A 14,578-nucleotide genomic window follows, 5' to 3' on the forward strand; every position below is an offset into this window, starting at 1 on the left:
ATTATTATTGGCCGAACGGCTGGTCATAGCCGGTCAGCTCGACATATCCTTTGCCGGTGACCGGTCTGCCTTGGCGTGTCCCGCTGAAACGGCTTGCCCCTTCCCAGTAGGCGACCCGCGTGCTCTTCGACGTAATCAGCTCTTGCGCGTCGAGGATCGGATCGGAGGTGAGAGAGAGCCCCTCGGAGGGGACCTCGATCTTCCAGCCGACCGGATAGCTCGTGCTGTTCGCCGGGCTCTTCCAATACCGGGCCGGGGTAAGGGTGAATGCGTCGGCGGTGAGGTGCCGAGAGGTTCCATCCGGGTGGACGACCGTTCCGCTCGAGAAGGGATCTCGCTTTCCGTCGATCGTCCGGATCTGGTAAAGCATCAGCTCCCCCCCTTCCTTCAATTGAATCGAAAACCAATCCCATCCGACCTGATTTTTATTCAGCATGCTGCTGCTGAACTCATGGTCCATCCAGGTGAGACCCGCCACCGCCTGCCCCTTTCCGCCGATCGAAACGGTCCCTTCTGTCTGAAGCCGGGTGTAAGAAATATAGTGCGATGCCTGTCCCGGCTCGCCTCCTTTGCGGCTGATCCCATCGCTCCCCTGAATCACGGGCGGTTTCTCCGGGGTCAGGAGAAGGTCGATCTTCCAGCCCGGTCGGTCGGTTTCTCCTTCCGCCTCCGCCTGAAGATGGATCGTTCCGTCTGTTTCTTGAACGGCGCGCCATCGATCGATCCAGACCTCCAATCGGTCTCGCTGCGCCCCAGCCTTGCCGATCGCTTCACGGCTGATCTTGTCGGTATAGAAAAACCGTTTCCCGACGCCGTCGGTGAGGGCGAAGTGGGCGAAGTAAAGATCTTTAACGGCCCAGCGGGAGGGATTCTCCTCTCCTTTCGGAGGATCGATTCCACGACGGAAGAAGGTCAGCTCATAGCCGATCTCGTTTCCCGCCGACGACAGGTTCCCGGTGAAGTACCACCATTCGATCTTGAAATTCGGGTGGGTGCCATGGTCTCTCGGGAAGGAGAAGCGATAGCCCGGCTGCGCCCTCTCAAACCGCTCCGCCGCGCCGGGGAGGGGCGGCCAGAGAATTAAAAGGAGCAAGAGAATCCGAATCGGCTTATTCATAGGAGATCGCCTCGGTCACCTCGAGTTGCGCCGCTTTGCGCGCCGGAAAGTAGCCGGCGAGGAGCGCCGTCACCGTCGCCAGAAGAAAAGAGTGGAGAATCACCGACGGCGGATAATGATAGAGCAAGGTCCAGCCGAACGACTGCTTGTTGATCACGAAGATCAGGAGGAGCGAGAGGAAGAGGCCGCAGAAAAGGGAGAGGATGTTTCCGATCACCCCCATGTAGAACGCTTCGATCAACACCACCTGAACCACCTGCCGCCGGGAGGCGCCGATCGCCCGGAGTATTCCGATTTCCCGCTGGCGTTCCAGAATCGAGACGAAAAGGGTGTTGGTGATCCCGAGCAACGCCACCACGACGGCGATCCACTCCAGCGCATAGGTGACGAGAAAGGTCTGATCGAAGATCCGCAAGATCTCCTTCTTGAAGTTCACCTGCGTGATGAAGGTCAGGCCCCGTTCCGCCCCCCAATGCTGAACGAGCTGTTGGCGAACGGCATTGGGAGCGAATCCGTTCTTCAAGTAAATGGCGATTACGTTGAGCCGGTCATCCTTCCAGATCCGCTGCAGGAGAGAGCGGTCGATCACCATTTTGCCGCCGTCGGTGCTGTATTCGTAAAAGATCCCGGCGATCTCCAGCGGGATTTTTCCTTCGGGCGAGGGAAGGTCGACGATCTCTCCCTCGCGCAGTCCGAACCGGTTGGCAAAGACCTCGGAGACGAGCATCTTCCCTTCGCGGGTCGCCTTTTGGAGGATCGCGTTCGAATCGCCCGACCGGAAGAGATAGCGGCTGCGGGCGGCGTGGACCGCGAGATCCCGTCCGACCAGCAGCGCCGGCTCTTCCCGATAGAGAAGTTGCAGCGACCGGTAGCCGTCGACCGCATCGACCCCCTCAGTTTGACGCACCTCGGAGAGCAGGCCGTTCGGCAGGGTCTCCTCCGACCCTTTCGAGAGAAGCGAGGCCGGCGCCCCGACGATGTCGGCTTTGATCGTCTGATCGATCCAGAGGACGACGGTGTCTCGGAAGCTCTCGATCATGATCACGACGCTGATCATCATCGCCAATGCCCCCATGAAGGCGGCGATCGTCGGCCCGTTCCGCCGCATCGCCTGCTCCAGATGTCCCTGCGCCAACCGCCAGGCGGGGGGAAGGTGTCCTAAGAGCGGACCGATCAGCCTGGAGAAGAGAAGCAAGCCGGGCGGGACGAGCATGGAGAAGGTGATCAATAGAAACGCGGCGGAGAGATATCCGGCGAAGGGGAGGTTCCAGTGGAGCGGAACTTGCGAGAGAAGATAGGCGATCCCGCCGAATGCCGCCGCGGCGATTAAAAATCGACCGACCGATGGACGCTGCGGGGAGGCATAAATCCCCTCCATCGCCTCGCGCGGCCGGAGGAGTCCCGCCTGCAGCGCCGGAAAGAGGGAGGAGAGCGCCGCGACGACAATACCGATGCCGATCCCTTCCCAGAAGACCGACGGAGGAAGCGAGAAGGGGGAGGGGGGGATCGGAACATAGAGGGCACTGACGGTTCGGGCGACCAGCCGCAAGATGGCTCGGGCCAGGAGGGAGCCGAGGACCACCCCGCCGATCCCGCCGATCGTTCCGAGGAGCATCCCCTCGAGGAGAAAGAGCGAGAAGATCCGAAGCCGGGTTACCCCGAGCGAGCGAAGGATGCCGATCTCTTTCCGCCGGTGAACGACCGAGACGAGGAGGGTATTGTAGATCAGGAAGATCCCGACGAAAAGGGAGATGGCGGAGAGGGCTGTTAGATTGAGCTGAAAGGCGAAGAGCATCTTCTCCACCTGCTCGCTCCGCTGTTCGGGCCGTCGGAGGGAGAAGGCCGGTCCGAGCTGCGCCGACAAGCGCTGTATCATCGGGCCGAGCGGGGTTTGCGCGTCGGTGATCAGATCGATCCGGTCGAGTCGGCCGAGCTTTCCGAGGCGCCACTGCGCCGAGGCGATGTCGACGATTCCGATATTTCCCCCCTCCGCCTCGGAGAGTCCCCGGCCTTTCAGAAAACCGGCGACGCGGAAGGGGAGGAGGCGATCTCCCTCGCGGACCGAGATCGTCCCGCCGATTTCGATCCGGTGGCGCCGTGCGAACGGCTCGGTCAGGAGGACCGCGTCGGGCTCCATCAACGCCGTGAAGATTTTTTGAGGCTCCCCCCCGCCGATCTCATACTGGCGAAAGGCCCCTTCCTGAAGGAGATCGACCCCCATCAAAAAGAGGATCTCCCCCTGGGTCGACGGGGGGGAGGTCATCGGAAGGGCGGCGTGGACGATCGGCGCCACCGAGCGGACGCCGGGGGTCTCCCGAATCGGCGCAATGATCGTTTCGTCAAACGGACCGGCGCGGCCGACGACCTCCAGGGTGGTGTTCCCCGCAACCGTGTTGACCGAATGACGATAGGTGCTCAGGACGCTCTGATTGGCGATTCGAATCGAAATGAAGACCGAGATGCCGAGGGCGACCCCGATTAACGTCAGCCAGGCGCGCCGTTCCCGGAAGAGATGGCGGAAGGAGATCCACCGGAGGAGAACGCCCATCAGCGGGGCCGCTCCATCCGATCGACTCGGCCGATTTGATCGATTCGGTCAATTCGGTCGACCTGACCATCCTTGAGATAAATGATCTGGTCGGCATAGGGAAGGGCCTGGGGGCTGTGGGTCGCCAGCAGAAGCGTGACCCCGGCGCGTGCGCGGGAGGAGAGGAGCTTGAGGATCTCCTCCCCATTTTTTGTGTCGAGGTTGCCGGTCGGCTCGTCGGCGAGCAAGATTTGCGGGGAGACGACATCGGCGCGGGCAATGGCGACCCGCTGCATCTCGCCGCCGGAGAGGGCGCTCGGTTTATGATCGAGCCGTTCTCCCAGTCCGACCGACACCAGCGCGGCGCGGGCGCGCTCTTTTGCATCGGCAGGCCGGTCGCTGCGCAGCAGCAGCGGCAGCGCGACATTCTCCAGCGCGGTGAGCATCGGGAGGAGGTTGAAGAATTGAAAGATCATTCCGATCTCGGTTCGTCGGAGCCGGGTCCAGTCGGCATCGGTGAAGTGGCGCGTCGGCCGGTTTCCGATCAATAGCTCTCCGGCGGTCGGTTGGTCGAGCCCGCCGATCAGATTGAGCAGGGTCGATTTGCCGCAGCCGCTCGGGCCCATCAAAAGAGAGAACGATCCTTTCTCGATCCGAAGGGTAATTCCCTTGAGGGCGGAGACCGGATGAACCGGGTGGAGATAGGTCTTGGAAATCTCTTTCAGGTCAATCATAATTCCTCATTGCCCTTCGTATTTTGCCTCGGTCAGGGAGAGGTTAACACAAGGGATAAAGAGGGTAAAGAGCACGCCGCGCATGAAGCAATCAAGGTTCATGCGCGAGGCGTCGGCTATTTCTCGTATCGGGTGACGGGAAGACGGGGAAGCCCTTTTTTCACGGAGGGGAGGGTCATGGCGCGGTGGGTCGCAAGGTCGCCGGAGAGGGCCGGCCGCTCTGGGAGGAGGTAACTCACCTCCTGCTGTTTTCCCTCCCGGAAGAGGTTCAGGTGCAGCGTGGTGCCGACCTTGATCTCCTGAAGCGCCTGAATGAACTTTTCTTCAGAGGTCATCGAGGTGCCGTTGATTTTCGTGATGATGTCTCCTCCCATCAGAAAGCTCCGCTCGGCGATGGAGAACTCCAGATCGCCTCCTTGCAGGCCGGCCTGCTCTGCGGGACTGCCCGGCTCGATGACCTCGACCAGGACGCCGACGACGAGGGGAATCTTGAGGAGATCGAGCAGGGGCGGCTCGATGAATTGGCCCTGGAACCCGATCCAGGGACGGATCACCCGCCCGTCTCTGACGAGAGAGGGGATGATCCGCTTCGCCAGGTTTGAGGGGATGGCGAAGCCGATGTTTTGGGCCTCTTGCAGAATCGCGGTGGTGATCCCGATGACCTCTCCCTTTCGATTCAAGAGCGGGCCGCCGGAGTTGCCCGGATTGATCGCCGTGTCGGTTTGAAGCAGTGGTTCCTGAGAGGAGTAGGTCGTCTCCGGGAGGATTCGATTGATGCCGGAGATGATCCCGCGGGTCATCGTCTGATCGAGCCCCATCGGGTTTCCGATCGCCACCACCTCTTCGCCGACCCGAACCCGGTCGGAGTCTCCGAAGGCGGCCGCCGGGAGCCGTCCCTCCGGCGGGGAGACCTGGATAACGGCAAGATCGAAAATCGGATCGGCTCCGACCAGCTTGGCGGGGAGAACCGTTCCATCGTCGAGGGTGACGGTGATCGATTGCCGTCCGTAGGCGACATGGGCGTTCGTGAGGATCAGGCCCGACGGATCGATAATCAAGCCGGAGCCGACGACATGGGTGACCCGATCGGAGAGATGAAAGGAGTCGATCGAGGTTGCGGTGACGAAAACCACCGTCGGGGAGAGCCGGTCGAACAGGTCTGGGATTGATTCCAACCGCTCTTCTTTAGCATGACCTTCTTGAGGAGAAGTCTTCTTCTTTTCGACGGGAGGCGCCTGCGGCCCCCGTGCCTCACTATCAGAAAGGGGCCAAATGCCGCCGGCCAGCGTCAGAATGAAAATAAGCACGATCAATCTCATCAGCCACCTTATTCGTCAGCAGATCGAATCATCGCGAGAGAGAGTCGGTGTCAACAGAGGTGTTCAACGTCGACCTAAAACGAGATGAGTTTAAACGAGATGAGGTTAACATAGCAGAGACACGGGAACAAGAGCGGGCGTCAGAATAATAAAACAAATGGGCCTGAAGGGGAACACCCTCTCAGGCCCATCCGATCGACTGGATCGATGAAGCTAGAAACCGGTCACATGCACCAGGGGCTCGGTGATTCCATCCGGATCGTTCGGCCAGCGTGTTTTGCAGCCGGTTGTCCCGAAGGCGCTTCCGTCGGGGCATTGCCCCGTTGTGCGAAGAGAGTCGCGGACGGCCGCGACCTGCGTTCCGTTGACCGGCTTCGGATGTTTGGCAAGATAGAGCGCCACCGCGCCGGCGACATGCGGCGCGGCCATGCTTGTTCCGGAGAGGGTCTGGCAGTAGCCGCCGGGGCTGGCGGCATCGCCGGGCCAGGTCGACAGGATGTTGACCCCGGGCGCGATGAGGTCGACCCCAGCCCCGAAATTCGAGAACGTGGCGAAAGTGTCATCCCCTCCCGCCGAAGTGGCCGGTCCTGTGCCGCCGCGCCGTCCGTCGGTGTCGACCAGCGCCGAGACGGTGATCACCTCGGGATAGGCGGCGGGGGCGAATCCGGCCGCATTTTTAAATTCATTGCCGGCGGCGACGGTGTAAACCACACCGCGATTGATCGAATTGCAAATCGCCCGGTGGAAGGGATCGATCACCTGTCCGGAAGTGTTCACCCCGCAGTTGGCGGTGTTGCTCCCCGGTCCTCCTAAGCTGAGGTTGGCCACCTCGATGCTCGCTGCGTTGCGGGTGACGAAGTCGATTCCAGCGATGACGTTCGAGAGGGCGCCGGAGCCGTCGGCATTGAGAACGCGGACCGACCAGATCCGGGCGCCGGGCGCCACCCCGACGACATAACGGGTATTGTCGATCGCGGCGGCGATTCCGGCGACATGGGTTCCATGTCCATTCGGGTCGCTCGGCGCGACGCCGGGGCATCCCGAGAGGGTACAGTCCACCGCGGAGACGATGTTGAGGTCGGCGTGGCGATAGACACCGCTGTCGATAATGGCGATATCGGCATTGACCCGATTGTCGACATTATTGATATTCGCGGTCGGGGAGAGATCGGCATCGATCCGATTGACGCCGGTCGGAAGCTGCTGCGGTCCGGTATGGCAGAACGCTTCCACGAGGGTGTCGGCGAGGATCTGATTGATCCCCGGCTCTTCCTGCATCCGTTTGAGCTGGCCGGGAGGGATCTTCGCGGAGAATCCCTTGAGGGCGGCGTTGTACCGGTGTTCTACCTGAATGCCGTGCCGTATCACGAGTTCGTCGGTCATCCGGCTTGCTTCTTCAGCGGTCATTAAATCGTCGAGAACCACGACATACCGATCTTTTAAGCTCACAGAGGAATGAACCGGCTTTATTTTCTTCTGAGAGGCGTTTTCTTCCAGCGGGCCGGGATTTCCCTTTTCATGATCGGGATCCGAGAATGCCGTGATCGGCGTGATTGACGTGATTGAATAGATCGCAATCACGAAAAGCAAAAGCCAGATTAAACGTTTCATGAGTTCCTCCTGTCGTCATAATCGATGACCTAAATCTTTCTTCCATCATAGAAAATTCCAGGAAGGTGAATCAACATGGGATAAATGGCAATACAGGAAAGGGGTATTCACACAGAGAGGGAGGTGAACTAGCGTTTGGACTTTCGGGATTTATTCGATGAATGTAATCTGACCCACATATTTCGGGAGATCTGCCCTCAATCGGGCGGCGTATGATTCCGGTAGGATAATCCGCCGGATATGGTCGACGGTAAACTGGAGATTGCCAAGAATGCGCCACTCCCGCTCCATATAAAAGTTCTCGGGGGCGTCGTCCGGTTTGGACTCGTCAAAAAATTTCAGGAAGCTGAAAATATGGTAGTCGAGAAATTCCTTGATCGAGAGGAGCTGCTTCAGATGATGGGCGTCCTCCGATTTTTCTCCAGACGCCTGAAGCTCTTTGAAGAGAAGATGGTATTCATGGACGACGCGGTCGAAGCGCTCGCCGAGGGTGATCCGCTGTGTTCGTCCCTTGTCGCGTGAAGAGGCATTCTTACAGATATAAAAGACCGGATTGGCCCCCTGCTCGACCAGAAAAGATTTTAGGAAAGAGAGGCCGAACCGGCTGTATTTTCGGATGTGGATATCGAGCTCGCCGATCGGGATATCGGAGAAGGAGATGATCTGCGGGAAATACATCTCATTTTCGCTCATTCGTGCATTGGTGTTGACGGTGAGCTGGCCGGAGATGGCGGGGTTATGCGGTGCGTGGGTCAGCCAGCCGGAGGCGATGATCTCGATCAGGAGCTGGTACTGATCGGCTTCAGGGAGGTTCCTCCCGACGAAGTGGGTCATTTCACTTGAGACGTAACGTTGTTGCGCGGACATCGGTCTTTCCTCTCGTCGCCGGGAACGAGGGCCCTCCTTTCTGCTAATCTTATCTAAAATATATCCAAAATAACCTGGGTGCGCAAGAATCGGACAGACGGCGCTCCTATTGACAGCGGCCTCCTTCTCATTGTTCAATGGCGCGGTCAAAGTTGCGGAGGAGAACGAGGTGATGAAACGATTGATGGTTGGAGCCGTTTTTTTTTTATTGTCGATCCGGCCGGGGTCGGCCAAGACATTGGCGTTGAGCGGCATTCCCGATATTCAGACGAAGAGTACGATGGATGAGACGATCCGCATCGAAGTCGACAGCGTGAAGAAAAAGGGGCTTCGGGTGGTGATCGTCAAAGAAGGAGATCAGTATTATTGGGAGACGCGGGATCGGAGAAAGCTGACCCGAACGACGCAAGGGAACATGATCCTCTTCCTCGACCCGACCGGTGGGGGCTATATCAAGGTGGCGCCGACCCCCGACGGGAAGGCCATTTATATGGAGCACCTGAGCCAGGGGCTGGAGACGTTTACGTATTGGGGGGTGGTGGAGCATTTGGAGCCCTAGGAAATTAATGTCTTCACTGGACAGTCCTCTTTGGGTCGTCCTATAATACCAATACTGAGTTGGGCATGACCCATCAACCTTATCATAAAAGGAGCGTTCCTATGCCAAGCTATGTTTCGTTGTCTCAGACGTTGATCTCTCTTCTGGGGTTGGATCGGCCGCCGGTAGGGGTGGCGCCGGTGGAAAGCGCTCCGCAGGGGGTGCCGGTTTTTAGAGGGGTCTCCCCCTCGGCGTGTAGTTTTTGGCGACAGGCGGAGAAGGAGCTCTTTGCCGCGTCTGCCGCCGAGCATATGAATTGTCCGATCGGGGCGATGGTGATGGGGTTTGAGCTGACGCCGCAGGCGGAGCGAGGGCTGAACCAGGCGCTGACGATGATGTGTCAGGTCGGGTATGTAAAGCCGGAAGAGGCATCGCAGATTCCGAGCCTCGCACGTCAGGGGAAGATGATGCTCTATGGTCCGCTCTCCAATTTTCCGATTGCGCCGGAAGTGGTGGTGCTCTGGCTGCAGCCGTCGCAGGCGATGTTGCTGCGGGAGGCGACGGGGGATGCGGAGTGGAAGAGCGATGTCTCCTCCAAAATTTTCGGGCGCCCGGCCTGTGCCGCATTGGCGGTCGCCTCACAGGGGGCGGCGGTCTCTCTCTCCTTCGGTTGCAGTGGAATGCGGACCTTTACCGGCGTAGAGCCCTCATATATGCTGGCGGCGCTCTCGGGCCGGCAGCTCGATCTTCTGGAGCCGGGATTGCAGAGAATGCACCAGGCCAATTGCGACATGCAAGCCTTCTACAACCAGCAGAAGAATGCATTTCCATTTAAAAAGGGATAGAAAGCCGGGCGGTTTTCCGAGGTTGCTTATTTGGGAAGGCGGGGTCGGGGTGGTTGGGTTTTAAATGCTTTAGGTTTTCCGAGAAGATAGCCTTGGGCCAGGTGGACGCCGAGCTCGCCGACGATTTCTAATTCCTCATCGGTCTCGATTCCTTCCGCGACCATGCCGACGGCCACATATTCTTGGAGGGCGGTGATCAGATTCTTCAGGAAATTTCTGAACTTCTTCGAGGAGACCGCCTGAAGCGTCGTCAGCCGGTCGATCTTGATGTAGTCGGGCATCAGTTGTGCGACAAAAGGGAGTGAGATAAACCCGGCGCCAAAATCATCGATCGCGAATTTAAATCCCTTTTCCCGCCACCTTTCGGCCATTCGAAGATGTCGCTCGACATTGTGTAGCGCCTCTGCTTCCGAGATCTCTAAAATAACGTCGACGCCGGCCGGTTTTGGAATCGAATCCATTCGGCTGAGAATTTCCGAATCGATATTGATAAACAATCGATCGAGTCGGTGTTCCTCCGCCGCCTTGATCTGTGAGCTGAAGCAGATCTGCTTCAGCTCGTTGAGTTGGCCGATGGTGTGATATCTTCGGAACAGATCAAAGACGTTCAGCTTCCCTTTCGGGTCCCGCGTGAGCGCCTCATAGCCGATGATCTCTTTCGATCGCAGATCGATAATCGGCTGAAAGACCACCTTGACCGCGGTCTCATTCAGCGGATAGCCTTCATCGCCGATATGAATCTTTTCCCCACCCCGCCTCGCGATATAGAGGGCCCGGTCGGCGAGATGGATCAACTTGTCGAGATTGTCACCATGGTCAGGATAAAGGGAGACCCCGATGCTTAAATCGAGCGGGACGCGGGCTTTTTTCCCGATCTTGCGAATTCCCTTGCGGATTCGGTCGGCGGCGATGAAAACCCCTTCGCGGGTCGCTTTTGCCAGGACGACGACGATCTCATCCCCTCCCCAACGGAAGATCAAATCCGATCCCCGCGTCAGCTGCTTGATCTCCAGAGCGACCGCCTTTAAGATCTCATCCCCCAATTGGCGGCCCTTCGTTTCATTCAGGCTCTTAAAATTGTCGAGGTCGCAGAGCAAAAAAGCGAGGCCATGTTTGTTCCGGTCGGCCCGGATGATCTCCTCTTCGGCCCGGTGGTCAAAATAGCGGCGGTTGTAAAGCCCGGTGAGGGTATCGCGCATCGCCTCCGATCGGATCTGGTCCATCAGCGATCGAATCTGTCGATTCTGTCGAAGCATGTTTTGCACGAGCTGCCAGAGGAGCCGTGCCTCCGTTCCACTGAATAACTCAGCCGACTTCCTTTTGTGCTCCAAAATATACGCAGGCATATCGGGGTCGCTCGTCACATCTAAAATGAGGTCGGCCTCGTCTCGCGTGATCAGCTCCAGCAGAGAGGTGGTGCTCGGAATGCCGAGACGGGCCGCCTCTTGCATGCCGACGGCCTCTTTATTGATATCGGTGATCCCGACGAGTTGAATGTCGGGAATTTCGGCAAAACACTGGAGCAGGGCGAGTCCCCCCTTTCCACCCCCGACGATCGCAATCCGGATGAGCATCTCAGACATGTGAACTAATATACCATTACGGCGGAATTTGACAAGAGAACAGAGGAAGCAAGTGCGCCGTATCCCGGTTCAAAGGTCCATTGCCCAATTGCATAGACCGCTGGAAAACTTTATAATGCAGGTTGCAACGCAATGTCTCTCCTGCGTTGGAAGGGGTCTCTGGGTCAAAGAAAGAGGTGTGATGAGGCAACCGGGCGACATTCTCCTGATCTCCTGCTATGAATTGGGGCACCAGCCGATCGGGATCGCCATGCCGATGGGATTTCTCAAGCGGGCCGGCTATGCGCCGGAAGGAATCGATCTTTCCGTCGAAAAGCTCGATTTGGAAAAGGTCCGGCGCGCCGTATGGATCGGCATCGCCGTCCCGATGCACACGGCGCTTCGGATCGGCGCGCGGGTGCTGGCGCGGGTGCGGGAGATCAACCCCCGCTGCCATGTCGCTTTTTTCGGCCTGTATGCCTCGCTCAACGAAGGATTTCTCTTAGCACAGGGGGCCGATTCGGTGATCGGCGGGGAGTACGAGGGGCCGTTGCTGACCTTGATTGAGCGGCTTTCCGCCGGCCCGGCCGGCGCGGTCGATGCGGACGATTCAATCGAAGGGGTCAGCCGGAAAAAGGGGAGGCGTTCGCCGCTGCTCGACCATCTTCCGTTCGCAGTGCCCGACCGGCAGGCGCTTCCTCCGCTCGCTCAATATGCACAGCTCGAGGAGAACGGCGTTCGTCGGACCGCCGGGTATGTCGAGGCGAGCCGCGGCTGCCGTCACCTCTGCCGCCATTGTCCGATCCCGCCGGTGTATGACGGCCGTTTTTTCCTGATCCCCTACGAGACGGTCCTGGAAGATATCCGCAATCTGGTCCGACTCGGAGCGACCCATATTACCTTCGGCGATCCCGATTTTCTCAACGGCCCGAATCATTCGTTCCGGATCGTCCGCGCGATGCACGATGCTTTTCCGGAGCTCACGTTCGATTTTACCGCCAAGGTCGAGCATCTCTTAAAGCATCGCACGCTGATTCCGGCGTTTGCCTCACTCGGCGGCCGGTTTATCATCTCGGCGGTTGAGTCTTTGAGCGAGACCGTTCTGCTGCATCTTGCAAAGAACCACACCCGGGCCGACATTCTCGAAGCGCTGAAAACCGTCCGAGAAGCGGGGATGGCGCTCCGGCCGTCGCTCGTTCCATTTACCCCCTGGACGACACTCGATGACATGGCCGATCTGTTCCACTTTGTCGAACGGGAAGGGTTGATCGATGCCATCGACCCGGTCCAATATTCGATCCGTCTTCTCGTTCCGCCGGGATCGCTTTTTTTGACGGAAGCGAGCATGGCGCCGCATCTCGGCCCGCTCGCCCAGGAGCGCTTTACCTATCAATGGCGTCATCCCGATCCACGGATGGATGCGCTGCAAAAGGAGATCAGCCGGTGGGTAGAGCAGGGGACCGCCGCGGAGGAAGATCCGGCGATTCTCTTCTATCGGTTGAAAGAACGGGTGGCGGCCCTGCAGGAAGGGCGGCCACCCCGGCCGGTCGATGTGACGGTCGATCCGAACCGCGCCAAGCCGCCCCGGCTGACGGAGCCTTGGTTTTGTTGCGCGGAGCCGACTGAAAATCAGTTTGCCATCCTTGAGGCGTCCGACAAGATCCTCTAGGCTGTGTTTTTTAGCCCTCTTCAATCATCTCACCTTCTCATCAATTTAATTGTATTAACCTCCTTTCTTAGAGGCTGGTTTCCTCTGGCCTTCTCCCGATTGCGCCGAGAAATAAGATTGTTCTATGCTTGAATGATCCAAGCCGATTATGCGTTTGGCCCCTTACCATTCATGGCGCATTCATAACGACCCCAGTCAACGGAAGGACGGTCATGGGTATCCCGAAGCGGTTCTTTTTTATTGCACTCCTCCTCGTTCTTTTCGGTTGTCGCAATTCCGACGAATCCTCTCCTCCGGCGGTCTCCGAGCCTCCTATCGTGCAGGAGATTCGGGCGACCGGCATTGATCGGTTTCTCGGTCAGACCGAGTCCCGAACGGAGCAGCAGGCCGAGTGGGAGGTTCATTTCTTCAATCCGGCGGAGGGGCGTGCGATCTGCCTTTTCGGCGCCGAGTATCAAATCAGCATTCGACGGGGCGCTTCCAACAATGTCCTTTTTTATCTTCAAGGAGGAGGGGCCTGTTGGAGCAAGCTGACCTGCATCGATTTGAAAGATGTCACCGTCCGAGAGACCGCCGAGCGCTCGGCTCCCACCGGAATCTTGGACCCGACGCGGCCAGACAATCCATTTAAGGATTGGAATGTCGTCTTTGTTCCCTACTGCGACGGATCGGTCTTCAGCGGCGACAACACCCTCCAATATGGGGATCAGACCGCCTATCATCATGGTCTTGCGAATCTGGGAGCGGCGATCACCGCTTTGCAGCGGACCTTTCCCGCTCCGGATAAAGTCTTGGTCGCCGGCTCCAGCGCCGGCGGCTATGGGACCGTTTATGGGATGATGATGGCAAAGCTGGTCCTCCCCAATCAGAGCAACTGGGTCTTGAACGATTCCGGTCCCGGCCTCCAGAACCCGAATGACACCCTTGAGCAGCCTCAGCGGAATCAGAACTGGCCCTTTCCCCATTTCCTTCCGGAAAGCTGTACTTCCTGTCCGGCACAGCCGGCCTACATTTATGAGTGGGCGATCAGCCGCGATCCGAATCTGCGCGTCGGGATGTTCTCCTCGCTTCAGGATGTCGTCATCCGATCGTTTCTCCTGCTCGATGCGTCGGGGTTCGAAGCCCTTCTGCGACAGGTCACGGACGACATGGTGAGCCGGGTCGGTGCGCGGCTGCACCGTTTCTTCATCTCCGGGGAGATGCATACGATTCTGCTCGATCCGGGTTTTTATGATTTGCCTCTCAACGGCGTCTCGATGGCGCAGTGGGCTGGGGCGATGGTGAACAATGATGATGCCGCCTGGCCGGATATGGTGGCGCCGTAGAGACAGCCGTAACGCTTTTTGTGCCTGCCGAAGGCCGTGGGGTTTCACCCCGCCCCCCACCGTGGGGGCGCCTCGTCGCGCCCCCTCCGGCTTCCCCAGACGCCGGGGGTGGAACCCCCTGGCCCCCCTGCGGCCGAACTCGGCGCGACCGCACAAGAGCAGTGCGGACTGCACGCCACCGAGCAGATAAACCTAATTCCGGGGCTTTTGAAATAAAGATCGTAAGCGCCTGCGCGGCAAGGGCGCACTCCGCCCCCCCACGCTGCTGCGTTTTATATCAGACGTTCTATCGACCGAATCAGGTCACCTGTCGAAGTACCATCCGCGGTGCTCTCCCGCGCGTGGTACAAGTTGTGACCGTAAGGGGGGAGCGGGGGGGATCTCCCCCCGGCTGCACGGGGAGGCCGGAGGGGGCCGGGCAGTCGGCCCCCACGGTGGGGGGTGGGGTAAAACCCCACGACCTT

11 protein-coding genes are annotated in these 14,578 nt (G+C 58.9%); 4 read left to right on the plus strand and 7 right to left on the minus strand.

Annotation, left to right across the window (positions count from 1 at the left end):
- Nucleotides 1-4: 4 nt before the first annotated feature.
- The 6 genes from HY282_07830 to HY282_07855 all read right to left on the minus strand — a co-directional run bounded on the left by HY282_07830 (nt 5) and on the right by HY282_07855 (nt 8,175).
- Complete coding sequence (locus HY282_07830; protein ID MBI3803658.1) at nt 5-1,117, minus strand: carotenoid 1,2-hydratase; 1,113 nt, start codon at nt 1,115-1,117, stop codon at nt 5-7.
- On the minus strand, nt 1,110-3,665 hold the full coding sequence (locus tag HY282_07835; GenBank protein ID MBI3803659.1) for an FtsX-like permease family protein: 2,556 nt from the start codon (nt 3,663-3,665) through the stop codon (nt 1,110-1,112). Before HY282_07835 ends, HY282_07830 begins: the two co-directional genes overlap by 8 nt.
- Nucleotides 3,665-4,378 (minus strand): ABC transporter ATP-binding protein, encoded by a 714-nt coding sequence (locus HY282_07840; protein MBI3803660.1) that lies wholly within the window; start codon nt 4,376-4,378, stop codon nt 3,665-3,667. The genes HY282_07835 and HY282_07840 overlap by 1 nt, the downstream gene beginning before the upstream one ends.
- 116 nt (nt 4,379-4,494) lie before the next feature.
- Nucleotides 4,495-5,685, minus strand: a complete 1,191-nt coding sequence (locus HY282_07845; GenBank protein ID MBI3803661.1) for a trypsin-like peptidase domain-containing protein — start codon at nt 5,683-5,685, stop codon at nt 4,495-4,497.
- 225 nt (nt 5,686-5,910) lie between these two features.
- A complete protein-coding gene (locus HY282_07850; GenBank protein MBI3803662.1) occupies nt 5,911-6,975 on the minus strand; it encodes a S8 family serine peptidase in 1,065 nt (354 codons plus the stop codon).
- A 483-nt stretch (nt 6,976-7,458) separates the two neighbouring features.
- Nucleotides 7,459-8,175: a hypothetical protein gene (locus HY282_07855; GenBank protein MBI3803663.1), complete on the minus strand. Its 717-nt coding sequence runs from the start codon at nt 8,173-8,175 to the stop codon at nt 7,459-7,461.
- A 172-nt stretch (nt 8,176-8,347) separates the two neighbouring features.
- Here HY282_07855 and HY282_07860 point away from each other — a divergent pair, with 172 nt between their 5' ends.
- A complete protein-coding gene (locus HY282_07860; protein MBI3803664.1) occupies nt 8,348-8,734 on the plus strand; it encodes a hypothetical protein in 387 nt (128 codons plus the stop codon).
- Nucleotides 8,735-8,835: 101 nt separating this feature from the next.
- A complete protein-coding gene (locus HY282_07865) occupies nt 8,836-9,558 on the plus strand; it encodes a DUF169 domain-containing protein (protein ID MBI3803665.1) in 723 nt (240 codons plus the stop codon).
- A 26-nt stretch (nt 9,559-9,584) separates the two neighbouring features.
- Here HY282_07865 and HY282_07870 read toward each other — a convergent pair whose 3' ends face one another.
- A complete protein-coding gene (locus tag HY282_07870) occupies nt 9,585-11,141 on the minus strand; it encodes a diguanylate cyclase (GenBank protein MBI3803666.1) in 1,557 nt (518 codons plus the stop codon).
- Between the two features lie 181 nt (nt 11,142-11,322).
- On the opposite strand from HY282_07870, the gene HY282_07875 reads away from it, so the two are divergent.
- Together HY282_07875 and HY282_07880 are read left to right on the plus strand one after the other, a co-directional pair.
- The gene (locus tag HY282_07875) at nt 11,323-12,789 is read left to right on the plus strand and encodes a radical SAM protein (GenBank protein MBI3803667.1); all 1,467 of its coding nucleotides are present in this window, start codon (nt 11,323-11,325) and stop codon (nt 12,787-12,789) included.
- A gap of 212 nt (nt 12,790-13,001) precedes the next feature.
- Nucleotides 13,002-14,114 (plus strand): hypothetical protein, encoded by a 1,113-nt coding sequence (locus tag HY282_07880; GenBank protein ID MBI3803668.1) that lies wholly within the window; start codon nt 13,002-13,004, stop codon nt 14,112-14,114.
- The last annotated feature ends 464 nt before the right edge of the window (nt 14,115-14,578 follow it).

This window comes from Candidatus Manganitrophaceae bacterium (assembly GCA_016200325.1).
Taxonomy (GTDB): domain Bacteria; phylum Nitrospirota; class Nitrospiria; order SBBL01; family Manganitrophaceae; genus Manganitrophus.